We start from the raw sequence: 24,632 nt of genomic DNA, 5'->3' as shown, positions 1-24,632 counted from the left end.
ACGGCACTGGGATCCGCCGCGGCGGACCGGCTAACCTTTCACGATGCGCCAACAACGATGAATGCGCTTGTTGCGAAAGTCTTCGGGGACCGTTTGTTTGCTGATTTCGCGAATCGAGACTCCCGCGAACGCGCTCTCATCGAACTTGAATCGCCGCGAATTCGTGGAGAAGAAAATCACGCCGCTGGGCGACATGTGTTCCAGCAACCGGCTCAGCAGCGGCAAATAATCGCGCTGCACGTCCCAGTCAAACTCCAATCGCTTGCTGTTCGAAAACGTGGGGGGATCAACGACGGCCAAGTCAAAAAGGTCGTGCTTATTCAAATTACTGACGAAATCTAATGAGTCGTCGCGGATGAACTCGTGCTGCGGACCGGCTAAACCGTTGATGCGCAAATTTTCGTGAGCCCAGTCGAGATAGTTGGCCGAGAGATCGACCGTCGTCGTTTTTGCGGCACCTCCCGCGGCGGCGTAGGCGGTGAATGAACCGGTGTAGGCGAACAAATTGAGAAACCGTTTGCCACTAGCGATATCACGGACCATGCCGCGCGTGATGCGGTGATCGAGAAACAAACCTGTATCGAGGTAATCAGACAGATTCACAATAAACTTCAGGCCGGCTTCTTGAACGGTTCGCACAACATGCTCATCGCTGAAGCGTTCGTATTGAGCGTCACCCCGCTGGCGTTCACGAAGTTTCAAAAAAACCAAATCAGGACAAATATCGAGCGCCGCGGCGGCGGTGCGCACCATCAAGTCGAGCCAATCGGCGTGCTCGGCGGCGGTCCGTTCGTGGGGACGCTCGAACTCGGCGATGTGGAGGGAATCTTCATAGCGATCCACCACGAGCGGCACTTCGGGAATGTCGCGCTCATAAAGTCGATAGCAAGTGATTCCACGAGCAGGCCAACGCCGCAGATGCCGCGCGAGCTTTTTGAGCCGATTAGCAAACTCCTCGGCTTGGCGACTGGCTTCTTCGCGCAATCCGCCAAAGGCAGCCGCTTGCGGCTTAGCCGGTTCGATTTCCCGCGGCCGTCGCGGCCCAAAGAATTGGTAATACGTACACTCAATCCGAGCGTTATAAAGTTTCCGGCGACGATCCGCTTCTTGCCCCACGAGTTGCTCAAAATTCTCGTGAGCCGACAAAACAAAATGCGACCACGTTTTCAACCGCCGCAAAACTTCAGGAAATGTTTGATAAAGCTCGGCAACTTCGTGTTCGTCACCGATTCGTAAGCCGTAAGGCGGATTCATAATTGTGCAGCCGTACTGCCGCTTCGTCGTGAGGTCTGCGAATGCGCGTTGCTGGAAATGCACATCTTCGGCCACGCCCGCTTGTTCCGCGTGATAGCGCGCTAAACTGAGCGATTCGGCATCGATGTCGGTGCCAATCGGCCGTTCTTCAAACTCGGGAAGCACCAAATCCGCAGCTTCCTGGCGGGCTTGTTTCCAAGCGGCCTGCGAAAACTGAGGCCAATATTCGGCGGAGAATTCGCGATTTCGTCCCGGCGCGAGATTGCGCCCTATCATGGCTGCTTCGATGATAATCGTTCCCGTGCCGCAGAAAGGGTCGATCAACGGCACATCGCGTTTCCAGAAACTCAATTGCACGAGTGCCGCGGCCAGCGTTTCGCGCAGTTGGGCGGGGCCGACGAGCGTACGATAGCCGCGCCTGTGCAGGCCGTCGCCGGAAGTATCCACGGATATCGTGGCTTCGTTGTCGAGGAGTGCGACTTCAATGGGGACCGCCGCCCCCGTTTCAGGAAGTTCCACCGTGCCCATTTTGTTGAGCAAGCGTTTCACGATGGCTTTTTTAACCGTACGTTGCACGGCGGGCACGCTGGTGAGTTGAGATTTATGCGAACGACCACGTACCGGAATCGCGGCTTCACGCACGATCCAATCTTCCCAAGGCAGTTCAGCGACCGTGTCGAAGAGTGCATCAAAATCCGGGGCAGAAAACTTGGCGATTTGGACCATGACCCGGTCCGCCGAGCGCAGCCACAGATTTGTGCGGCAGATGGCCGCTTCATCGCCGGAGAATTCAATCCGGCCCGGTCGCGCAACACGGCCTTCGTAGCCAAGATTTTTGAGTTCGCGCACCACGACGGCTTCAAGGCCGAACGCAGCGGTCGCAACAAGCTGAAATGTCATCCGTCCATAATGACAGCCTGCCGTACGAACGGCTAGAGCCGGCAAGAGGGCTGGCCGGTGCAGAATCGCTTATAGCGTGTGATGCCCCCGCCGCGGCTCGCCCGCAATTCGACGAGCGCCCCGCATTTGGGGCAATATTCGGGGGTGATCGGCTCGGCGCCGCGGTCGGACAGATCCTGGCATTTCGCACAGCGCTGAGCGTGGGGAAATACTTCCAAACGGTCGGGCGATATCGGCTCGCGGCAAACCTGGCAGATAATCGCTTGTTGCCAATCCCCATCGTCGCCCGGATCCGCAAATCCCAGCGAGCTGCCATCGTCCGCCCCGGCGATGGCTAGGCCCGGTTGGTGGCAGGCGTCGCATTTAAGCCGATGAGCGTTTGTTTTAAGCAATTCGCTGACCAGCTCGATGGGCGGGTGAGGAGCACGTCGGAATAATCCTAGCGCTCGCAACCGCCTGACAATTTCTTCCTCGCCGCCGATGGTTCGCCAGCCACAAGCATGGCATTGAAGCGTGGCACTGAACATGGCAGTTCTTAGTCGTTAGATCACGGAGGCGTTGGAACGCTGTTGATGTCTGTGAAGTCCGTCAGCTGGTTTGTTGGCGAGTCGTAAGTGAAGTTTCCATCGTTTCTAGCTTCAACCGTGTCACGGTTCTGAATACCAAACGATGAACCGTTGAGTTCACGTAACACATAGGTTCCGAACACACCACTTACTTCGTTATCGTTCAAGTTCAAGTTAACCACTGTATTGCCGTCATTAGCCGCGATGTCGAATTCGACGCCGGTTCCCGCATTAGTAAACACCACATTATTGCCGACGACGGTCGAATTCAAAATCGTTGCATCATTGGCATCTATTTCAACCGTTGCTGCGGCAGAGTTATTAGCAACTTCGTTCTGGTTAAATAGGAAGTTGACGGTTTTGGAGTTCGTGCTGTTGATATTCAAATCAAACGCATTGGCATCGATCGCATCCAACTCGTTGTTTTGAATGCGAATATTGGCCAGTGCAACTGGGGCTTCCAGGTTGATTTGGAAGGCCACCTCTGTTCCGGTTGTCTGAAAGGACGAACCGCTTTGAGCGGTAACTCCAAAGGTGCCAGTGCCATTGCCAGTCATAACCACGGCATCCTCAAAGTCGGTGTTGCTGATATTCACCGTGTAGGCACCCGAGCCGGTATGATCGAATGTATTGGCAGCCCCAGCACCGTTGACTGCATTGCTCGCACTATTGTTGATGTTAAGCGTATAGCCAACACTACCAGAGTGAGTGCTCACTATGCCACTGGTTTTCGTAGCGGCTATAGTCACGTCGTTCAAGGTTAAAGAGTAGACTTGATCGTTGTCGTGATCGGATACCACACCCGCACCGGTACCAGTAATATCGGCATTCGTGACAACAACATTCGTCGAGTTAGTAACTTGAATTGCATCTCCGGTGGTGTTCAGACTGGAAGCCGTGGCCGTGCTGCCTATGTTTACTGCACTTCCCGTGACTCCACTGACAATGACGCCATTGGCAGCACCATCGACATCGACATCTGTGAAGGTGATGCCTCCACTGACGACACCGTTCAAGTTCACAGCGGTTCCGGTTTCCGTGGAGACGGTGTTTGTTCCTGTCGCTATGACAGTGCCACCGTTTGAGGCAACAAAGCCTTCGCCTGTGCTAGTCGCCTCGATAGCCATGTTGTTGAACGTCACAGTCGTGTCGGCGCTGTTGTTGTTAATAACAACACCGTCACCCGTGCCAGTCGTCGTCGCTTCCAGATTTGTGAAGATGTACTCGCCACCTTCATTCTCGATCACAGAGACAGCGTTTCCGTCAACTGTGGTGACATCAAGATTATTAGCCGTGAATGTGCCTTCAGTGTTTTCTTCACCCGCTGTTGCCGTGCCCACAACGAGACCATTGGCGGCACCGGTCGAGTTAATCTCAACTCCACTGAATGAAGCAGAACCGCCGTCTTGGCCAATGACTAAGGCCGCTTGTCCCGTTCCGGACTTATTGATGATGATGTTGTTGATCGCAACGCTATCGGCATTGTCAATCTCAACGCCAGTACCGGCATTGACCATGGTTATCGTTCCGCCGTCACCAGCTGTCGTGCCTGATCCGGCAACAATTTGTCCCGTACCAGTGACATCTTGAATCCAAATGCCACGGTCGGTCCCTGCGGTTACATTGACTTCATCAAACGTGGCGTTTGTACCAGCAATTGTCACATCATTAATTTCGATTGCCGTGCCGCTGTTCGTATTGACTTGCGTATCACCCGCTGCAGTGACACTTACCGTGCCCTTATTCGAGGCGATGAAGCCTTGGCCAGTGCCCGTGGAGGTGACCGTCAAATCTTGGTTAAAGTTAATAGTTGCGCCTTCGTTGTTATCCACCACGACAGCCGTGCCGTTGACGCTTTCGGCGACGAGATTATTGAATGTGATCGTGCCACCTTCATTACCATTGACATTAACAGCTATGGCGTTGCCCGAAGTCTCTGCATTGAGTCCATTAAACGTGGCCGTGCCGCCATCCTGGCCCGTGACAACCAATCCAGCACCCGTGGCCGCCGAATTGTCGATCGTGACGTTGTTCACGACTAGGTTGTCAACATTGTTGACGAAGAACGCAGGATCGTCGGCATTGCCGTTGGAAACGAGCGTGCCGCCGTCGCCTGGGTCTTCACCCGAGCCGATGCGGAGTTGGCCCGTGCCGTCCAAGTTTTGCAGTGTAATCGCGTTGGCATCGGGGTTGTCAGCAGAAATTGCCACACCTGTCGCGTCGACTGTGTCGAAGTTGGCACCTCCGGTACCGATCGACATGCCTGACAAATTAAGGACGCGGCCTGTGGTTGTGGCAATCGAGTTAGTTCCATTGGCACTGGTTACGATCAGAGTGCCGTCGCCGGTGGCGGTGAAACCCGCACCTGCTTCTGTTTCAATGTCGAGGTCGGCAAACCGATAGGTCATATCATCATCGCTGTCGGTGATGAGGACACCATCACCGTCGGTGGTATCGATTTCCAGCAGTTCGTCGAAGCGAATTGTGGCCGCTGTGTCAGCCGAATTGTTGGTAATGGTCAGGGCGTCGTTGATGCCTGTGGCTAAGGAAATCTCATCGCTGAACGTGATGTTGGTATCGACGTTGTTGTCGATCAGGATACCCGTGCCGCCGGTAGATGTGATCGTGCCGCCGTAGGCAATCGTGCCACCTGCACGGTTGCGGATTTCTAGCGCCCGGCCAGCGGAGTTGGTGATAACGGCGTTGATGTTCATACCATCTTCGCCACCGTCGATGATCATGCCTGCCGTGGTGGTTTCATCGATGGTCACCGTGTTCTCGATAACAGTTGTGCCTGTGATATTCGTTAGCTGAATACCAGTCCCCACGGGATCAGTTGAAGAACCAATGGTCATGTTGCCAATTTGTGGCGCGTTGACCCCATTGCCAAGGATGCCCGTGGTGGCATTTCGTAGAATCCAGCCGCTAGTATCGTTGTTGTCAGCCAACGTAATCGCCGTCCCTGCGGTATCGATAATGGGACGGCTACCCGTGGAGATTTCAGGAAGTTGCACGACACCCCGATTAGTGTCGACGAAGTATTCCAGCGGATTGCCTGAGGCATCGTCGCCGAAGCCCCAGAACTTTTGGTTGTCTTTGAGCACAATTCCGTCTGCAAATTCGGAATTCGAGAATCCTAGGATATAGTCGTTCTCGTCGCTCAGGTTTTGTGCACCGGTGAGTGTGTCGGTTGGGTTCTCGAATGTGCCGTCGCCGCCGGGAGCCACATTCGAATTGGCAAAGATAAAGGTCAGGACTTCGCCCGTGTTGGCATCGCGCAATGGATCGCCAGCAGGCCCCACCGCTGATGCATTTGTGGTTGCAATAAAGTCGTTACGCCAAACTGGTTCGCGGAAGCGGTCGACGATACCACCCACGGGAGCATTGCCCGTGTGCGTGCGACCTACGAACCACGTGAGACCGACCATCACGTTGGTGTGATAGATGTCGTCGTCGGTAACTTGCAGCGTCACCGCGAGGTCGGGTACCGCGTATCCGCGCACGCCGATGCGATAGCCCGTGTCATCCGCGCCCCCGCCACCCAATTGATAAACGGCGGCAATCGCCCACGCGTCGAGATTGCCAATTCGTTTGGCAAGTTCGGCATCAAGCACCGAATAGGCCGTGCTCGTGATGATTTCTTGTTGGCCGAGGAACAGATTGTTGCCCTGAAAGACGGGCGTGTCGAAATCGATTAACGTGGGGTCACTCTGCTTCGTGCGTTCCAACGGAAAGTAACCGTTGAACCGGAGGTCGTAGGATTCACCGAGGGATTCCAAGCCGAAGCTGAGCTGATTGAAGAAGTTTTTCCCTTCAGTATTCTGGCCGTCCGACCAGAAGCTCGCACCCAGGATGCGCTCGGCATCGTAACCACGGTCAAGATTCACAAGTTCGCGATAGCCAAGGCCAGCGTTATAGCCGCCGCCGAAGTCGTCGCTCATCGTGCCTTGGGCGTCGAGGAACCAGGCTGCTCCGTCGAGATTGAAGACCTTCATCGCACCCAGGCTGGCGACGCCGCGGTCGGTACCGTAGCCTTCGCTGTGATAGCCAAAACGGAGTGGAGTGCCGAGTTCGCGGCTAAAGTAAGTCCCCGAGCTGGTGTAGCTCGCTTCGGCGATGGCACCCTCGGTAGCGATCGTGCCATCGGAAACAGGTACCTGAGCGCCAACCGGTATGGCCAACCCCGCGATTGTCCACAATCCGACGACGCCGATGAGCCATTGACTCGGCAAGAGGCAAGTGAAAGCCCTCATGCGATGCATCTCCTGTCACGTATCTCGGGAGGTTCCGTTTTCAACCTAGGCACAACGACAGCGCGAAGTCCTTGCGATAGCGCGCGACTGCGCATCTCGCGGACCCTCAGCGCGAACGTGCCTAAGCAACGGTCACCCATCGAGACAATAAACTTGCGTAGATAAGTTGGTAGAAGAGGTGTGTGCCTCGGACGATTCGAGGCGGCGGGATCGTAGGAAGAGTTTACCCCTATAGCAAGAGCAGTTTGCATTGCCGAGAGAAAAATTTTCGACGAAATGCGCGCATGAAAAATCCCGAGGCGAAAACGTCTCGGGATCGTGTTAAGTCGAAATGTGGGTGAAACTTAGCGGCGACGCTTTAGAACTGACAGCATTGCCATCGTGCCGGCGAGCAGGATCGAGCATGGCTCGGGAACGGTTGCCGACAGCGGGCTGCTGCCGCCAGTTAACCCGCTTAGATTTGCTGGTGAGAAGTTCGACAGATCAGCATTGGCCAAGGCGGATTCGATCTCGGCATCGGTCGCATCAAGCACATAGGCGCTTTGGATGTAGACGAGTTGGTTGTTCTCGAGAATCGGAATGTTGATCGCTGCCAAGTTGTTACCGCTGGGATCCAGGTTCGCTTGGGGCAGCGACATAATCAGGTTGACCGTCTCCATGTTTTCGATGACGGCGAAGGGGACGAAGTCGGAATCATCGAGAAAGTCGTTTGTGTCGTTGAGATTCACGAAGAAGCTACTCGTGCCGGTGTTCGGATTGTTACTCAAGGCCAGCGAGACCGTAGCACGAGTATTGGAGAGATTGCCGAGGTCGAAGTCGACGTTGCCGTCGTTGTCGGCGTCGACGATCACACGATCAAAAGCGGGCACCGAGGGAAAGGCGTTGAAGCTGGTTGGCAACGTCAAGAACGGGGCTTGAAAGCCACCCATTTGCAGCACGAAGTTCGTCGCGGCCCGGTTAATGACCGTTGTGTCATAGCGCCCGGCGAGCGTGTAGGCCAGGATGTTGTCCACGTGGCCCTGCAAGAAGGGATTGCCTGTCGGGTTCAGGTTCATGTCGAACGTGCCGACGTTGGTATCGAAGCGAATCGTTTGGGCCGAGAGGCTGCCGACGCATAAACAGAAGGCAGCAAGAGCGCAGAAAATACGTGACATCAGGGTGCACCACGGGGTAGGAAGAGAGTCTCTGTTCAGTTCCGATACATCCACCCTATACAGGGGTTTCGGAACGGTCAAGAAAATCGAGGGCAAACCTAGCCCCCAGGCGCGAGCCGGTGGGCCGAATTTCTCGGTCCAATGGCTTGCGCCGGCTGCTATTTCGGATAACCCGTAAAACTGGTCCTCATTTGACCGCGACGATCTTGTTGAAATGCAACCGCACTTCGCCATCGACCACTCGGCGGACCCCCTCAACGAGGCATTGGGGCTCGTTTTCAGCTTGCCCCTGGCGGACAATTTCCTCGATGGGAGTGCCCGGCGGAACGCTGAAGGTCGATTGGTTGATGATCTGATTCCCGGCGTCGAGTTCTGGAACGATAAAGTGGCAGGTTGCCCCGTAGGTGAGCATCCGTACGGCAAAGGCGTCGTGATAAGGCCGCATGCCCTTGAAGCTGGGGAGCAGGCCGTGGTGGAGATTGATGATCCGCCCCCCCGCGTATTTCCAGACGCTCGCTGGCGGCAAAATTCTCATATAACGGGCCAGCACAATGTAATCGATTTGGTGTTCGTCGCAGATCTCGATGAATCGCTCATCATCGGCCCGGCCGTTGGTATCGCCAATGGTCACCCAGGGGATGCCGAATTCTTCGGCCAACCCGCGGCACGCTTGACGGTTGCTGATCATCACCGCCGCTTCGGCGGCGATATGGCCGCTTTGCATGGCTTCTAACACAGCACGGGGCGTCTCGGTGCGGTAAGTGGCGCAAACAGCCAGTCTCGGCATACGCCCCTGAATGTCCGGGGTCCATGTGCGGATTGACAGTCCTGTCCGCTTGCTGATTTCTTGCGCCGAGGCTCGCAGATCTCCAGCCCGGACAGGATCCATTTCGACTCGGGTCAGCATCGAGAAGACGGATTCTTCGTCGTGGTCAAACATCTGAATTTCAGCGATGTTGGCCCCGAGCTCCGTTACACAATGCACAATTGGATCGGCCAACCCGCGATGATCAGGACCAACAGCTGTGATGATGAATTGCATGGATGCCAGCCTAATAGAAACGTCGTTGTCTGTCAGCAGCGGCGCGTGTTCCTACGGCACCGCTACAACCGTTATATTCCACCGCCTGGAGATTTGCCGTGCTCCGAAAATAAACCTAATCTTGGATGGCCTGCCGCCGCTATGCGCTTCCCCTCCCGCCGCGATTCCCACCGTATTTTTTTCCGCCATGAGCATCCCAACCGACGATCTCATCATTGACGATACTCTTGCGCCACCAATGTCGGTCGGCAACGATCTCGATTCGCTGCTCGCGAGAATCAATCGCTTGGCAAGCGGAGAAGAAGACGTTCAGGCCTTGGCGGCGATCCCGCAGAAAAAGACCGTCATCGCGGCACCGCGGCCGATGGCCAGTGGGGGTGACGATACGGCTGAGGCGTCTAAACAGCGCAATCAATGGACGCCCACCGAGCCCAAGACGCTTGTCGAAGCCGGCATCACGGAGGGGCAACTCGAACATCTCGCCTTGAAATGCTTGGGCGCCTGCGGCGACATGTCGGGCCATGAGCTGGCCGAACAGCATGCCATGCCTTTCCGCTTGATGGAACCGATCCTGGCCGCGCTGAAACAAGCCCAGCTTGTTGGGTTTCGCGGTTCGGCCCCCATGAACGACTATGTCTATCAGCTTACTGACATGGGCCGCGAACGAGCTAAGAAGTTGGCTGAATATTGCAGCTACTTTGGCGCCGCGCCCGTGCCGCTGGAAGCTTATGTCCGGAGCGTCTCGGAGCAAACGCTGACAAAAGTTCACCCTACCAAGGCGGACTTGGAACGCGCGTTTGCCGATTTGCTCGTGAATCAAAACATGTTGCGACGCTTGGGACCGGCGGTGAACTCCGGCCGCGGGTTGTTCTTGTTCGGTTATCCGGGCAACGGCAAGACGAGCATCGCCGAACGAGTGACCAAGGCCTTTGGCGACACCGTGTGGGTACCGCGTGCGATCGGTGTTGATGGCGAGATCATGCGGGTGTTCGATCCGGCGTTGCATGAAGAAATGCCGCTGGAGATGCCTGCGGGTCCGCTGCACGCACTGGCCATCGACAAGCGTTGGGTCCGGATTCGTCGACCAACGATCATCGCGGGTGGCGAACTCACCATGGATTCGTTGGAAGTGATGCCCGGCTCGGGGAACAATGTCAGCGAAGCGCCTTTGCAGGTGAAGAGCAACTGCGGCACGCTGGTGATCGACGACTTCGGCCGGCAGCGGATGACCACCGACGAATTGCTCAACCGCTGGATCGTGCCGCTGGAAAAGCGATATGACTTCCTGCGGCTGGTGAACGGCAAGAAGATTCAGGTGCCGTTCGATCAATTGATTATCTTTTCGACCAACTTGGAACCCAAGGACCTGGTCGACGACGCCTTCCTGCGGCGTATTCCTTACAAGATCGAAGTTCCCAATCCAAGCGAAGAGGAATTTCGTAAGCTGTTTGAGATCATGGCTCCGATCGTGGGTGTAGAATACCATGCCGACGCGGTCGACTATTTGATCGACAATCATTACAAGCCGATCGAGCGGCCGTTCCGTTGCTGCCAACCGCGCGACTTGTTGCTTCAGATTCGTAACTATTGCAACTACCTCGATACGACCCCCACGATGTGCCGTGAGTACTTCGACTACGCCGTCGAAAATTACTTTGCCATCATGTGATCGATCCGGATTCACTAGCCTCTCAAATAAAACAAACCGGCGGCAAAAATTGCCGCCGGTTCTGTTGTTGGTTTGTAACGTAAGTTTTATTGGCCGTATGTCTAGGTGACTCAGTTAGCCGGAACCGAATGCCACCCTTGGGCATCGATCTCGGCTTGAGTTGCACTGGTGGTAGTTGTGCTCACATTGTCGGCGTTGACTGGTTCGCGATACACGGCGTTCCAGACGTTGACACTGGGGGCACGATTCACCGGCTTGGCCGTTTCTTGGGCGGTCCGATCGCCCGGGATGAACAACGCGGGTGGTTCCAGGTAGGTGCTCGATTCGCTTGGCTTTACGGCGGCTGGGCCGGGGTCAGGCGTCTGTGTGCTGTTTTCCTGGGTCGAAGTCGAATTTTGCTGAGGATAGTTGGAACGCAGCGGCGCGGCTTCTTGGGGAGTCAAAGCGGGCTGTGGAGTTTGATTGCCGCTCATGGGAGCTTGTTGTTGCACGGCACCTTGGTCGGCATAAGTGATCGAGCTGCCTTGGGCACAACCAGCACAAGGGGCAGGAGCCGCCGAAGCAAATGTCGCTTGTTCAACGACGCTTGAGCCAGCACATGAGGAACAAGGGGCAGCCGCGTCACATGCAGAGCAAGCCGAGCATGGAGCAGGGGCGGCACAGGTCGAACAACCCGAGTCGACGAACGAAGTCGCTACGACGGGTGATTGCACAACAACCGGACGCATCAACACCTGGCGTTGGCCGAGAGGTGCAAAGGCGGTCACGGTGGGAGCCATGAACGTGGTGGTCGCCATCGGCGCGAAGTTCACTGTTTGGGGAACGAAAGTGGAGGTCACGGGCATGGCGGCGGTGACGGGCACAGCGGTCGACCACGTGGGAGTCACAGCAGTCACAGTCGTTGGAGCAGCAAAGCCCCAGCGGCGCATCCGCCAATTGTCGATCGCGCGACCAGGATACCAACCGCGGACCGGTTCAAACGTCACCGTAGAGACGGGTGCCGCTACTACTGGAGAAAATGCGACAACCTGTTGGGGTTGAGCGCAGGTACTGCATTGAGCCTGAGCCGTCGATGCACTCAACAGCGCGAACGCACTCACGGCGACAACTGAAGCAATTAGCGAACAGCGTTTCATGTTGGTCTTCTCACAATCCAAAAGGTTCCCGAGGCTCAGGCTTACTGCCGCCTCCAGGCATACTGTATTAGACTCACGGTCCGTCCGTTGGCAATGATTTTTTCTGGCCACGCCGCAATTTGGCGAGGAATTCAACTTGGGGAGACCTTGCGACCTGGGGGAGATCGGCCGGAGGAGTAGTCTTTGAACCGGCAAAACTGCTGTCACTGGCGGTGAAACGCCGAGGGACAAGCAATGCTGCCAGCACATCGAGTTAGTCAACTCTAGGACACGGGATTGCAGCGCGCGGCGTCAAATTTGGCTTGATGCCGAGATGCAACATCGCGCTGACAAAACGCAACCTACGAACCGCGCAGCCAGTTCAGACCCTCTACGCAAACGCGGTGTGAGGCGTTCAATGCAAGCGATGCAAAAGAGTCCAAGGTCGAAGACCTCGGCTACAGAGATTCGACTTAGCGCGGTTGGTTGTTCCGCCCGGTCGGCTGCGGACGATAGAAGCCGATGCGCTCGAGTGCTTTATACACTTCTTCGAGGGTCTTTTCGCCGAAGTTGGAAATGCTGAGCAAGTCTTCGCGAGTGCAGTGGAGCAAGTCGTCGACCGTGAAGATGCCTTTTTCTTCCAGGCAGTTGGTCGTACGAACAGCCAAGCCGATTTCGGCTGTGCTCATTTCCAGACGATCCTTCAATCCTTGATTGGCCAATTCTGCGCGGTTCAGCGGTACACGTGTCATCGCGGGTTCCCTCCCTGAATGTTGGAATACTGAGTGTCGAATTGTGTTGTCTTGAAAAGTGCTGGCGAGTCTCCGCCGCACTGGTCGGGAGTATAGCAAACTTTGCCCAATTGCCAGAAGTATTTTTCCCTGTCTGTGAAAATTTCTTAGTCTGCCCAACCGGTGCTGTCATTGGCGCATGAGGCCCAACACGCGTAGGATGTAGTGAATAGGAGTACACTTCTGCTAGCAGTAATTCTTTCCCAAGGGAATGGACACCGTGGATCCGCTCTTCCATTCGCTCAATGAAGCTCAATGCCAGGCCGTGCGCCATGTCGATGGTCCGATGCAGGTGTTGGCTGGTCCCGGCAGCGGCAAGACGCGGGTCGTAACCCACCGGATTGCCCATTTGCTGCGTGAAGGAATCCCCGCTTCGCAGATTCTGGCACTGACGTTCACCAACAAAGCCGCCCAGGAAATGAAATCGCGGGTCGAGCAATTGGCCCCCGGCGAGAACGTCTGGGTCAGCACGTTCCACCGCTTCGGTGCGCGGCTGCTCAGGCAGTACGCCGAATTTGTCGGTTTGACGCCGAACTTCACGATCTACGACACGTCCGATGCCAAGCAAACCTTGGCTCGCGTGATCGATGCCGCCGAAATCAACACGTTGCATTACACGCCCGAACGGATTGCCCATGCGATCAGCGGCGCGAAGAACAAGCTGATCACGGCCGACAAGTTCGAGCCCCGTCCCGGCAGCCCATTGAGTCAGGTCGTGGCCGAAGTCTATCCGCTTTATCAGAAGCGATTGCTGGCGTCGTCGGCCGTCGACTTCGACGACCTGCTGCTGCACGTCGCGCATTTGCTGTATCAGAACTCGGAAATTCGGGCCGCGCTGGATGAGCGGTTCCGATATTTGCTCGTTGATGAGTATCAAGACACCAACCATGTGCAGTACGTCATGTTGCGAGCGTTGTCGGTCGATTATCCGAACCTCGCGGTGACGGGCGACCCAGACCAGTCGATCTATGGCTGGCGCGGCGCTGACATCAACAACATTCTGCAATTTGAGAATGACTTTCCCCAAGTGAAGGTCGTACGGCTGGAGCAGAATTATCGCAGCACGAAGAAGATTCTGCGAATCGCCGACAATCTCATCCGCCACAATTTGCGGCGGAAGCAGAAGGCGTTGTTCACCGACAATGACGAGGGTGCCTCGGTGCGGCTTGTGGAATACGCGAGCCAGGATGATGAAGCCCAAGACATCGCCGCGCGGATTGCCGAGTCGATCAAGAGCGGCACTCGTCGAGCGAGCGACTTTGCGATTTTGTATCGCGTGAATGCCTTGTCGCGCGCGATCGAACGGAAACTCCGCGAAGCGGGCGTGCCGTATCAAATGGTCCGCGGGCAGGAGTTCTATCAACGCAAAGAAATTAAGGACGTGTTGGCTTACTGCCAGTTGGTGAACAATCCGCAAGACGATCAAGCCGTCATGCGGACGATCAACACGCCGGCGCGGGGCATAGGCCGCAAGACCGTCGATTTGCTCAACGAATATGCTTACACCCACGGCATTCCGCTGTTGGAAGCGGCCCGCGATGCGGCCCAAGTGGAAGGACTCGCGGCCCGCTCGGCTAAGAAGGTGTTGGAATATGTCGCGCTGATCGATCACCTTTGTCAGTTGGGGGATCGCGACGTGGAAGAAATCTTGGGCACGGTGCTCGACGAATCGGGTTACCGCGATCACCTTTCCGGCAGCGACGACGAGGAAGACCTCAACCGGTTGGCGAACATCGAAGAATTGCTGACCGACGCCCGGCAGTTTGATGAGCACAACCCGGGCGGCGGGCAGTTGGAAATTTATCTGGAAAATGCCTGGCTGGTGAATGAAACCGACAATTGGGAAACCGAGAGCGACAAAGTCACGATGATGACGCTGCATGCGGCGAAGGGCTTGGAGTTTTCCGTCATCTTTCTTGTCGCGGTTGAGCATGGTTTGTTGCCGCACGAGCGGAGCACCAACGACGAAGCCCAGATGGAAGAGGAGCGGCGGCTGGCCTTTGTGGGGATCACGCGAGCCAAAGACGAATTGCAGTTGAGCTATGCGGTGGAGCGTGACTTCCGCGGTCAACGGCGGTATACCGTGCCCAGTTCGTTTCTGATGGAAATTCCGCGCGAGGAGATGGAGCTTGTTCATTCCACCTCGGAGATGCATTCCTGGGACGATGAATCGTGGCTGCACGAAGAGACCGACGCGGCGGGCGAAGACTTCACCGAGGACGAATTTGCAGAAGAACCGGATACCTCGTTTGACTTCGGTGCGGCGGCCAAGCCCGAGAAAAAGGAAAAACCCAGCTGGCAAGTCGTGGCCGCCCAAGTGACAACCGCCGCGGCGTTAGCTGGCGAAGTTGAACCCGCGGAATCGCGCGTACCGCCGGATGTGTTTGCGCAAGGGATGACCGTCGTACATCCCGAGTATGGTGTGGGAAAGATTGTCGCACTCTCCGGGGCGGGCAAGAATCGCCGTGCGACGGTGCGCTTCGTGACGGTAGGCGAGAAACGCTTTATTTTGGCGCACAGCCCGCTGCGGCCGGCGGGGAAGTTGTAGCAACTGCGCTTTATGTCGCTCAAGTTGCGCGAAAAAGAATGCGCAGTCTCTGTAAAACTGCTAGAACTTATAGTGCGGTATCATATCCGTGATAACCCACCTCTTCTTCTCCCAACGCGACAAAGGGTAAGTTCATGCCTGACATGAATCGACGTGGTTTCTTGCAATCGTCGGCGACTACAGTAGCGACCTTTGCAGCCTCAAGAAGTTTTGCCGCAACAGCCAACGAGCCCTTGCACTTTGCCCTGATCGGAGCGGGTGCAAAGGGACGGCATTGTGCAAATGATATGTTGCGAATTCCGGACACTAAGCTCACTTGTATCTGTGACATCAATCCTGAATCTGTATCCGAGGCCACGAAACTTGGCCCCGACGCCCGAATCTATGAAGATTGGAGCGAACTACTGGCTTCGGAAAGCGATTTGCAAGCGGTTATCATCGCGCTACCCGAAGATACACATGCCTCCGCCGCGATCGCCGCGATGGAAGCGGGGCGGGATGTGTTTTGTGAAAAGCCTATGGCTTATAGCATTGATGAAGCGCGGCAGATGAATGCGGTTCGTGACCGGACGGGGCGGGTTTTGCAAATCGGTCAGCAGCGTCGCAGCAATCCGCTGTATTATCTGGCCGAGCAGCTAGTACAAAAGGAAGGCATTATTGGCGAAGTGATTCGCGTGGATGCTTTTTGGGATCGCTGGGAGGACTGGAAGCGTCCGCTTCCAAGTGTCGAAAAAGATTTCAGTCGTTGGGGATTTCCGTCCCTCGATCATCTCATCAACTGGCGTCTATATCGCAAGTATGGCCATGGTTTGATGACCGAGAATGGTACACATCAAATGGATGCTTGCAGTTGGGTGCTGGGCGGGAAGTTGCCAAAGAAAGTTTGTGGGATCGGTGTGGCACGTTATCCCGATCAGCGGGAAACCTATGATGCAGTGACAGCCGACTATTTGTTTGATGGAGATATCTTGGTGCGATTCTCGCAAGACTTTCACCAAGGGCTCAACTACGGTTGGAGCTACGGTGAGTTGTTCCTGGGAAATGAGGGGGCCTTGCGGATCACGGCAGAACAAGAATTGATTCACTACGACCGTCAGCGGAAGGCCACAAAGATTTCGGTTGCCAAACTAGGCGATTTTGATTTGGCGGGGCTTTTGTGTCCCGTCACCGAAATGGTGCAAGCAGAACAGTCTTCTGCAGGTGGTTTGCGAGATTATTCTTACGCGCTTGAATTCCGTTCGTTTGTCAATGCGATCATCAATCGCACGACGCCGTCTTGCCCGGGCGAGGTGGGCTTGAGATCAATTGCAATGACTGTCACGGGTGCCGAGGCCCAGTACTCAGGAGAGTATCGTGAGTTTGATCCTGCGATGTTTGTTTAGTCCGCTATCAGCAGAACTCTCCAAGAGCAATTAGTGTCACCGAAAATCTTGATTTTTACCCGTGCGAACGTTCCAGCCCGAAGTTGAGGGGTAGCTGGGGGTCGTTTTCGCGGTCGGGGTCCAGTTCTTCGAAGAGTAGGCTGGGTTGGATGTCGCGGTTGTGTTGGTACTTGGAGCAGTACTCTTCAACCGAGCCGGTGATCTCGTGGTAGATGATCTGGCAGATTTCGGTGCCCGCGTAGATTCGTACGGGTTGGACGGCGAACATTTCCAACGTCCAGCAACCGGCAAAGCCGACATCGCCGAAGCCGGCCGTCACGTGGACGAACAGGCCCAGCCGACCGATTGATGAGCGGCCTTCGATCTGAGGCACGAGGTTGCGTGTGCGCGTAAACTCGACGGTGCGGCCCAAGTAAAGCTGGTTGGGGCTGAGGATGATCCCTTCCTTCGGGATCGAGATCCGCCTGACGCGATTAGCCTTGGCCATGTCGAGGACAACTTCCTCGTAGACCATGAGCTCGTCATGCAGCGTGAGATTGTAGCTGTTGGGATTGACCCGCGCGGGATTGAAGGGGTCGATCTCGATGTCGTCGCCGAGACGGGCAAGAATTTCTGGGCCGGTGAGGATCATTGCGAGGCTAGAGGTTGGAGGTCAGTGGTCAGGGAATCATGACTTAACAACAACGCCGATTTTTGGGCAAATCTTTTGGAGCGTGCAATTCGGGCAATCAGGTTTTCTGGCTTGGCAGGTCTTGCGGCCGTGGAGAATCATGCGGTGCGAGAAGCCGATCCATTCGCCTTGCGGCACAAGTTGCATCAGGTCTTGCTCGACCTTCACCGCATCGGTGTTTGTGGTCAGCCCCATGCGTAAGCTTAACCGGCCCACGTGGGTGTCGACCACCACTCCGGTAGGAATTCCATACGCCGTGCCAAGAACGACGTTGGCCGTCTTGCGACCGACACCGGCGAGTTGAACGAGGGCGTCGAGATCCTTGGGAACCTTGCCTTTGTATTTGTCGACCAGCTCGGCGCTGCAGGCTTTGATGTTCTTGGCCTTGTTGCGATAGAAGCCTGTGCTTTTGACCGCCTGTTCGATCTCGGGGAGTGGCGCGGCGGCGAAATCGGCGGGTTGCTTATATTTTTTGAACAGGTCTTTGCAGACGATGTTGACCCGCTCGTCGGTGCATTGAGCCGAAAGAATCGTCGCGATCAGCAATTGAAAGGGCGTTTGATGTACCAATGCGCAATCAGCGTCGGGGAAGTCCTTTTTGAGCTGTGCGATGATCTTCGCAGTGTGCTTCTTGAGTTCCGGCGAAGGGACCGACGGTTTTTTGACGGCGGACTTTTTCGGCGCGGCTTTTTTGGTGGGCGATGCTTTTGTTAAAGCTGTTTTTGCCGGAGAAGTGCGTTTCGAGGGCATGACGGGCAGAGGTAGGAGTGTCCGGCGGCGTGAATCTGCTGGTCATTGTGGCGAGGGCAGCAAACGTGTCAAGGACCGCGGTGTTTGTGGCGGTGGTTGGCCCCGCGGGAACCAGCTGACTATAATCCCTGTGGCATTGATTTACCAAATCGGATTGAGAACACAGTTGGGCTCCAAATTCATGGGCACTGAAGCCGAGCCTTATGATCCGCTCTACTTGGCGGGGATTGAGCATTTTAACGTCTGCGACTTTTTTGAAGCGCACGAGACGTGGGAAGAACTGTGGACCGAGTATCGTGGCCCGGCCCGCAAATTTTATCAGGGCTTGATTCAAGTGGCCGTCGCCCTGCATCATTTTGGCAACGGCAACATTCGCGGTGCCAAGAAGGTGTATCATTCGAGTCTCGGTTATTTGACTGAGTATTTGCCTTTGTACGAAGGACTCGATTTGGCGGCGTTTCTCGCACAGTACGAACAGTGCTTCGCCGAAGTGCTGGTGAACGAGGAAGAGTTCCCGCGGATTGAGATCGTGCCCGATTTGATTCCTGAAATTCATTTGCAGCCCGCCGCGAGCGACGTTTGAACAAGAGATGGGGAGTTAAGAATAAAATGGTTCCCTGGAACGCAGAAGATTTGATTTTCGACGAGACACGGTTCAAAGGTGTGGTGCGGTTGTTTCCGTTGCCGGATCTGATCATGTTTCCGCACGTGATGCAGCCGCTGCATGTGTTCGAGCCACGTTATCGCGAGTTGCTGAACGACGCGCTCAACAGCGATGGCCTGATCGCGATGAGCATGTTGGCACCGGGTTGGGAAGCCGATTACGAAGGCCGTCCCCCCGTGTTGCCGTATGCTTGCTTGGGAAAAGTGGTCACCTATCAGCGGACCGGCAAGGGCGAATACAACATCCTGCTGTTGGGGATGCGGCGGATTCGCATCGATCGCGAACTTCCGGCGACGAAGAGCTACCGCGAAGCCGAAGTGACGTTGCTCGATGATTTCTGCAAGAAGACCAACGACGAACGTCGCCCTGGGTTGCAAGCGGCGCTGACCAAACAGTTCCAAGATTTCTTGCCCAACGGCAAGTCGGCGGATGCCGCGCTGCAGGAGTTGCTGGCGACCGAGATCCCGCTGGGGGTGCTGACCGACTTGGTGAGTTTCGCGTTGCCGATGGATTTTGATGAGAAACGGGACCTGTTAGGGGAGTGTGATATTGATCGCCGGGCGACGATGTTGCTCTCAGCCCTTGACTCAGCGAAGGGGAATTCGCCACAACGGTTGCCGCTGCAGCGATTTAAGAAACTGCCGCCTTTTAGCGCGAATTAAGCGAATTTCTCGGCAGCGGGACGCTGCCGGCTAACCTGGATCGCGCGCACATTTCCCTACCCGAATTTCTACTTGTGCGGGTTGTAAGGGTCTTGTCAGTGCTATCAGTATTTCCAGCTCTCTGGGGGGAGCTGAATGGCTGATAGTCTCAAAACCAGTCGTCGATACTTTCTTGTGCTGGCGATGCATTGCTTACGCATTCCGGCAGCCAGGATTATGGTGCAGCAACTTGCGAACAAAGGATTGTTCCGCAAGCTGATTTCGCATCGTCTGGACTCGGTTCGACGCACACGCATGAACAGGGAGGGCATTATCCATGGGCTTCGGGATCAACATACGCGCGCGCTATGCGGCTTGGCAGACGATTGGCTCGTTCGGATTAGGCGCAGCGCTGTTTCTGGGTGGATTGGCCCCGAATATGGCCCCCGCGGCGGACTTTGCTGTGAATAGCTCCGCTGACGACGGCAGTCCTGGCACGATGCGGTGGGCCATCGATCAACTCAACGTCGCCGGTCCTGGGAGTCATTCGATTACCGTCGACGACAGCATTAATGGGATTTCCATGACGGGAAGTCTGCCCCATATCGATGCCACGGGCATGACGGTCGTGATCAACGGCTTTGGTGCCACGCTGGACGGTGGGGATCAACATCGGTTGCTCTTTGTCGTGGCGGGGAACGTGACGCTGCTGAATTTCAATCTTGAGAATGGCCTCGCCGAAGGTGGTGACGCGGGCAGCGGCAGCGGTGGTGGTGGTGGTGGTCTGGGGGCAGGTGGCGCGTTGTTTGTGAACACGGGTGCCAATGTGACGCTCAACAATGTGAACTTCGACAGCAACGCGGCCGAGGGTGGCAACGGCGGTAATGGGGGAATTGCCAACGGCGGCGGCGGCGGTGGCGGTTTTGGCGCTAACGGTGGCAGCGGTGCCAACGGCGGTGGTGGCGGCGGCGGCTTGTTCGGAAATGGTTCCAACGGCAGCAATGGCGGCGGTGCCGGTGGTGGTATCACGGGCAATGGTGGCGCGGCGGCCAATGGCGGCGCCGGTGGTGGTGGAATTCTTAACGGGGGAAACGCTGGCAACGCCGGCGGTAATGGAAGCTCCGGGGCATCAGGTGGAGCGATGGGGACAACAAGTTTTACGCCTGCCCCCGCAGGGGATGGCGGCGACGGTCAATCGCCGCTGTTGGGTGGTGGCGGCGGTGGTGGGTTAGGCGGTGCCAATTTTGACACGGGAGATGGCGGCGATGGCGGCGATGGTGGCAATGGAGGTATCGGTGGTGGCGGCGGCGGTGGTGGATCAGATGGCTTTGGTTCGGGATTTAATACCACCTCGGGCGGCGCGGGTGGCAACGGCGGATTGTTCGGCGGTGGCGGCGGTGGTGGTGTCGGCGATACAGGCAATCCTGCTGGGGGAAATGGTGGTGATTTTGGCGGTGGTGGTGGCGCCAGTTTAGGTGATTTTAGTCAGGGAGATGGTGGCGACGGTGGGTTTGGCGGCGGTGGCGGCGGTAGCACCTCGTCGTCTGTTCCCGGTGGGACCGGAGGTTTTGGTGCCGGCAATGGCGGCACTAATAACGTAGGTGGCTCAGGGGGCAGTGGTTACGGCGGCGCGGTGTTTGTTCGCCAGGGGGGAACTCTGACAATCATCAATTCGGAGGTCGCCAATAATTCTGTTACCGCGGGCGCTAGTGGAACAGGGGGCACGGGTGGTACCACCGCAGGGGCTGGCATGTATGTCCACACCGGCGTGACGGCAAACGTCGAAATCACCGGCACGAACAGTGTGACTTACGCCGACCAGATTTCCGGGGCGGGTGGTTTGCAAAAGACGGGCACGGGGACATTGATTCTTAGCGGCACCAACGACTATACCGGCGCCACGGCAGCGAATGCAGGCAATTTGATCGTCAACGGCAGCGTTACCAGTGAGGTGACATCCGCTAACAGCGGTATCGTGGGCGGCACGGGCACGATTGGTAGTTTAATCAACAACAATCGCGTGGCCCCCGGCAACTCGATTGGCACACTCTCTGTGACGAATGGTTACACGCAATCGAACGCGGGAACCATTGCCGTTGAGATCAACGATGGTGGCAACGTTGCAGGTACGAATAACGACTTATTGGCTGTGACTGGTGCGGCCGACTTGGCTGGAGCGGTCGCGGTATATGCGGCGCCTGGAACTTATACCGGCGGCACGCAATACACATTCTTGACCGCGGGATCGATCACGGGCACGTTTGATTCTATATCCGACGACTTAGCGTTCTTCACGGCACAGCTGGGCTACACTTCGACAAGTGCTTATTTCACTCTGATTGCCGACAGCACTGATTTTGAGGCGATAGGCAACACGGTCAACCAGAAAGCCGTGGGCAAGTATCTCGATGATAATTCTCAGGGTGCCACAGGCGCCTTCCAAGCCCTGCTTGATGATTTGCAGATGATGACTAACAGTCAGGTCCGCTCGGCGCTTGAGCAGATGAGCGGCGATATCTACGGCACGACGCAGCAGATGGGCGTGCAGAATACGACGTTGATTTTGCACACGATTGCCCAGCAACTTCAGCCGCAATCGTTCCGCAACGGTGCGAACTACGATGGCTGGGCTCAAGAAGATACCGTGAGTGAATTGAGCGATGCGGAAATTGTGCAGGTGAGTTATCAGCCTGACGGTTCGATGACATTCAATCGCGCACCTTCGCGGAGCCGCACGACGTGGGCCGTGGGTTATGGGTTGGGTGGTCACGCCGACTCGGACGGCAACGCGGGGAGTCTCGATTATGGCATGGGTGGTGCCATAGTGGGCTTCGATGCCTACTGGAATGCCAACCACCGGATTGGCCTCTACGGCGGTTATGTGGGTACTGGTTTACAGACCACCAACGCCAGTGGCACGAATGATATTACCGGCGGGCAGATCGGTGCTTACCTCACCAGGCTCAATGATATTCATTACTACACGGTGATCAGCGGTTTTCAGTTTGATGGTTACGAGAGCGAACGCTTTATCAACGCGGGCGGTTTGAACCTGACCGCCCAAGGCGACTATGACGGCTGGCAAGGATTTGCCTATCTGGAACGGGGCTTCATTTTGCATGAGACGGAGCGTTTCAGTACCCAGCCTTTCGCAGCACTGCAATATGTACACGTGCGGCAGAATGGATTCACCGAAACTGGTGCCGGGGCTGCGAATCTGAGTGTCGACGGTCTCGACGACGATTCGTTGCGGAGCTTGGTGGGTGTGCGGACGCAAGTGCGCACGGTTCCCAGCCGGGCGAAGATCACGCCGGAATTCCGGGCTGTGTGGGTTCATGAGTTTCTGGATGTGAACTCGCCGGTGGTGGCGACGTTCGCCCCCGTGGGTGGTTCATCGTTCATTGCCGAGGGCCTCAACATGGGCCGCGATTGGGCGCTGGTTGGTACCGGTCTAAATTGCTACTTGGGACGCGGCTGGTCGGCACAGGCGAACTATGATGCCCAGGTGAACGACCGGGCTGCGTTCCATGTGGGGTCGGGGAGCGTGCAGAAGAGTTGGTAAACATTACGGAGCAAGCTCTGGCGCTAAGGGCGAGTGGTTGACGATGGCGATACTCGGGGCGTACCATCGAAGGTTTGCTAATCCTTCGATTTTCCCGAGTAATATGCCATGAGTTGTGCCGACGACGAAAAACCCTCCGAGCCCACGCCGGTCGATTTGCCGCGGATCGAGAAAGCGGTGCGTGAGATCCTTGCCGCTGTGGGAGAGGACCCCGACCGCGAAGGATTGCAGGAAACTCCCGCGCGGGTGGCCCGCATGTACGCCGAATTGTTTAGCGGCTTGCATGCTGATCCACGGATTCATCTGCAAAAGTTCTTCACCGAGAAGTACGACGAGATGGTGCTCGTGAAGGATATCTCCTTCAACAGCATGTGCGAGCATCACATGTTGCCATTCATCGGAAAGGCGCACATTGGTTACGTGCCCAACGGCAAGGTCGTGGGACTGAGCAAATTGGCCCGGGTGGTGGAAGTCGTTTCGCATCGTCCGCAGGTGCAGGAGCGGATGACCGAGGAGATCGCCGACTTGTTGATTTCCGAACTCGACGTGAAGGGCGTGGCCGTCGTGATCGAGGCTTCGCATTCGTGCATGAGCATTCGCGGAATTCGCAAGCCGGGGAGCGTCTGCGTGACTTCCGCGATGAAAGGTTTGTTCCGGTCGAACCTGTCGAGCCGTTCGGAAGTGATGACTTTGATTTATGGTGATCGGACTTAGTTGTTATAACATAGCGCCGTGTGATGCGTTGCGACACGGCTAGTCATCATGAACCTGCTCATCCAATTCTTGCTGCGGCTGTCATTCGGTTTGGCCGCGGGGATGGCGATCACTTCGTCGAAAAAGGTCACGAGCGGGTATTTTCGCAACCATCTGTACGTGACGCTTGGACTCACGACTCTTGCTGCGATGGTGAGCTATTACGTCACGCCGGATGTGCTGTGGTACGCCGTCGGCGCGGCGACAGCGAGTTACGTGGGGTCGGTGTGCTGGTTGTACGAAAAGCCGGCTGCGGGGAAAGTGTTTTTAATTCTGGTGACGCTCTCAGCCGGGGGTGGCGCGCTTGTTCAAGAAATTGGCCTGCATGAGCAACGGAGCAAGGACGACAACTTGCTACTGCGTTACATCGTTCCGGTGGAACCTGGCACGGTGACGAGCAATGGCACCAGCGAACTGATTACTGAATCGGAACAGCGCATCAAGAGTATGATTGATCCGTCTGCGAGTTTAACAGCTGGATCTGTGATCACCTCCGGTCTTCTGCTCGGCATGACGATGGCTGCGATGCTGTTGGGCCATTGGTATTTGAACACGCCGACGATGGAGCTTGTGCCGCTGCGGCGACTCATTATCGCGATGGGTGTGGCGGTAGTGCTCCAGGCGATTGTTTCGACGCTGGGCGTGTGGGGCGAGCTGACTTACGCCAATGAGATCACGACGCAGTGGTGGTTGTTTTTGTTGCTGCGGTGGTTGTTTGGGATCGTGGGGGTCGCAATTCTGGCTTGGATGGCGTGGGAGACGCTCAAAATTCCCAACACGCAGAGCGCTACGGGCATTCTTTATGTGGCTGTGATTGGCACATTCGTCGGCGAAACCATGGCGTTGCTACTGTCTCGCGAGTCGCTGTTCCCGCTATAATAGTGGTGAGTGTTACGCGCTAAGCCGCAAGCGGCGGTT

The 24,632-nt window shown here is 56.2% G+C and carries 17 protein-coding genes; 8 read left to right on the top strand and 9 right to left on the bottom strand.

Annotated elements, in window-relative coordinates:
* Positions 1 to 30: 30 nt before the first annotated feature.
* From rlmKL to SH678x_RS13460, 5 genes are all read right to left on the bottom strand, one after another.
* Positions 31 to 2,154, bottom strand: coding sequence for a bifunctional 23S rRNA (guanine(2069)-N(7))-methyltransferase RlmK/23S rRNA (guanine(2445)-N(2))-methyltransferase RlmL (gene rlmKL, locus SH678x_RS13480; RefSeq protein ID WP_496918977.1), 2,124 nt, complete (start codon positions 2,152 to 2,154; stop codon positions 31 to 33).
* Between the two features lie 32 nt (positions 2,155 to 2,186).
* Entirely contained in the window at positions 2,187 to 2,681 is a 495-nt protein-coding gene (locus tag SH678x_RS13475; RefSeq protein WP_496918976.1) for a TraR/DksA family transcriptional regulator, read from the bottom strand.
* 20 nt (positions 2,682 to 2,701) lie between these two features.
* Positions 2,702 to 6,973, bottom strand: coding sequence for a beta strand repeat-containing protein (locus tag SH678x_RS13470; RefSeq protein WP_496918975.1), 4,272 nt, complete (start codon positions 6,971 to 6,973; stop codon positions 2,702 to 2,704).
* A 344-nt stretch (positions 6,974 to 7,317) separates the two neighbouring features.
* Positions 7,318 to 8,127, bottom strand: coding sequence for a peptidylprolyl isomerase (locus SH678x_RS13465; protein WP_496918974.1), 810 nt, complete (start codon positions 8,125 to 8,127; stop codon positions 7,318 to 7,320).
* Between the two features lie 187 nt (positions 8,128 to 8,314).
* Positions 8,315 to 9,169, bottom strand: coding sequence for a formyltetrahydrofolate deformylase (locus tag SH678x_RS13460; protein WP_496918973.1), 855 nt, complete (start codon positions 9,167 to 9,169; stop codon positions 8,315 to 8,317).
* A gap of 187 nt (positions 9,170 to 9,356) precedes the next feature.
* On the opposite strand from SH678x_RS13460, the gene SH678x_RS13455 reads away from it, so the two are divergent.
* A complete protein-coding gene (locus SH678x_RS13455; RefSeq protein WP_496918972.1) occupies positions 9,357 to 10,838 on the top strand; it encodes a DUF8689 domain-containing protein in 1,482 nt (493 codons plus the stop codon).
* A gap of 110 nt (positions 10,839 to 10,948) precedes the next feature.
* Here SH678x_RS13455 and SH678x_RS13450 read toward each other — a convergent pair whose 3' ends face one another.
* Together SH678x_RS13450 and SH678x_RS13445 are read right to left on the bottom strand one after the other, a co-directional pair.
* Positions 10,949 to 11,974 (bottom strand): hypothetical protein, encoded by a 1,026-nt coding sequence (locus SH678x_RS13450; RefSeq protein WP_496918971.1) that lies wholly within the window; start codon positions 11,972 to 11,974, stop codon positions 10,949 to 10,951.
* Between the two features lie 452 nt (positions 11,975 to 12,426).
* Positions 12,427 to 12,705, bottom strand: a complete 279-nt coding sequence (locus SH678x_RS13445) for a DNA-directed RNA polymerase subunit alpha C-terminal domain-containing protein (protein WP_496918970.1) — start codon at positions 12,703 to 12,705, stop codon at positions 12,427 to 12,429.
* A gap of 250 nt (positions 12,706 to 12,955) precedes the next feature.
* Between SH678x_RS13445 and SH678x_RS13440 the strand changes: the two genes are divergently transcribed.
* Positions 12,956 to 15,292, top strand: a complete 2,337-nt coding sequence (locus tag SH678x_RS13440) for an ATP-dependent helicase (RefSeq protein WP_496918969.1) — start codon at positions 12,956 to 12,958, stop codon at positions 15,290 to 15,292.
* Positions 15,293 to 15,426: 134 nt separating this feature from the next.
* Positions 15,427 to 16,674: a Gfo/Idh/MocA family protein gene (locus tag SH678x_RS13435; RefSeq protein WP_496918968.1), complete on the top strand. Its 1,248-nt coding sequence runs from the start codon at positions 15,427 to 15,429 to the stop codon at positions 16,672 to 16,674.
* A gap of 55 nt (positions 16,675 to 16,729) precedes the next feature.
* Here SH678x_RS13435 and dcd read toward each other — a convergent pair whose 3' ends face one another.
* Positions 16,730 to 17,305: a dCTP deaminase gene (gene dcd, locus SH678x_RS13430; RefSeq protein ID WP_496918967.1), complete on the bottom strand. Its 576-nt coding sequence runs from the start codon at positions 17,303 to 17,305 to the stop codon at positions 16,730 to 16,732.
* Between the two features lie 36 nt (positions 17,306 to 17,341).
* A complete protein-coding gene (gene nth / locus SH678x_RS13425; protein ID WP_496918966.1) occupies positions 17,342 to 18,094 on the bottom strand; it encodes an endonuclease III in 753 nt (250 codons plus the stop codon).
* Between the two features lie 181 nt (positions 18,095 to 18,275).
* Between nth and SH678x_RS13420 the strand changes: the two genes are divergently transcribed.
* The 5 genes from SH678x_RS13420 (at position 18,276) to SH678x_RS13400 (ending at position 24,593) form a co-directional block, all read left to right on the top strand.
* Complete coding sequence (locus SH678x_RS13420) at positions 18,276 to 18,677, top strand: DUF309 domain-containing protein (protein ID WP_496918965.1); 402 nt, start codon at positions 18,276 to 18,278, stop codon at positions 18,675 to 18,677.
* A gap of 26 nt (positions 18,678 to 18,703) precedes the next feature.
* Complete coding sequence (locus SH678x_RS13415) at positions 18,704 to 19,420, top strand: LON peptidase substrate-binding domain-containing protein (protein WP_496918964.1); 717 nt, start codon at positions 18,704 to 18,706, stop codon at positions 19,418 to 19,420.
* Positions 19,421 to 19,736: 316 nt separating this feature from the next.
* Complete coding sequence (locus tag SH678x_RS13410; RefSeq protein ID WP_496918963.1) at positions 19,737 to 22,961, top strand: autotransporter family protein; 3,225 nt, start codon at positions 19,737 to 19,739, stop codon at positions 22,959 to 22,961.
* A gap of 108 nt (positions 22,962 to 23,069) precedes the next feature.
* Positions 23,070 to 23,675 carry a GTP cyclohydrolase I FolE gene (gene folE, locus SH678x_RS13405; protein WP_496918962.1) on the top strand — a complete coding sequence of 202 codons (606 nt, stop codon included), beginning with the start codon at positions 23,070 to 23,072 and terminating at the stop codon, positions 23,673 to 23,675.
* A 48-nt stretch (positions 23,676 to 23,723) separates the two neighbouring features.
* On the top strand, positions 23,724 to 24,593 hold the full coding sequence (locus SH678x_RS13400; RefSeq protein WP_496918961.1) for a hypothetical protein: 870 nt from the start codon (positions 23,724 to 23,726) through the stop codon (positions 24,591 to 24,593).
* The last annotated feature ends 39 nt before the right edge of the window (positions 24,594 to 24,632 follow it).

It is taken from the genome of Bythopirellula superficialaquae (assembly GCF_059632245.1).
Note: the sequence above shows the minus strand (reverse complement) of the source record. Positions and strands in the feature narration are given on the sequence as shown.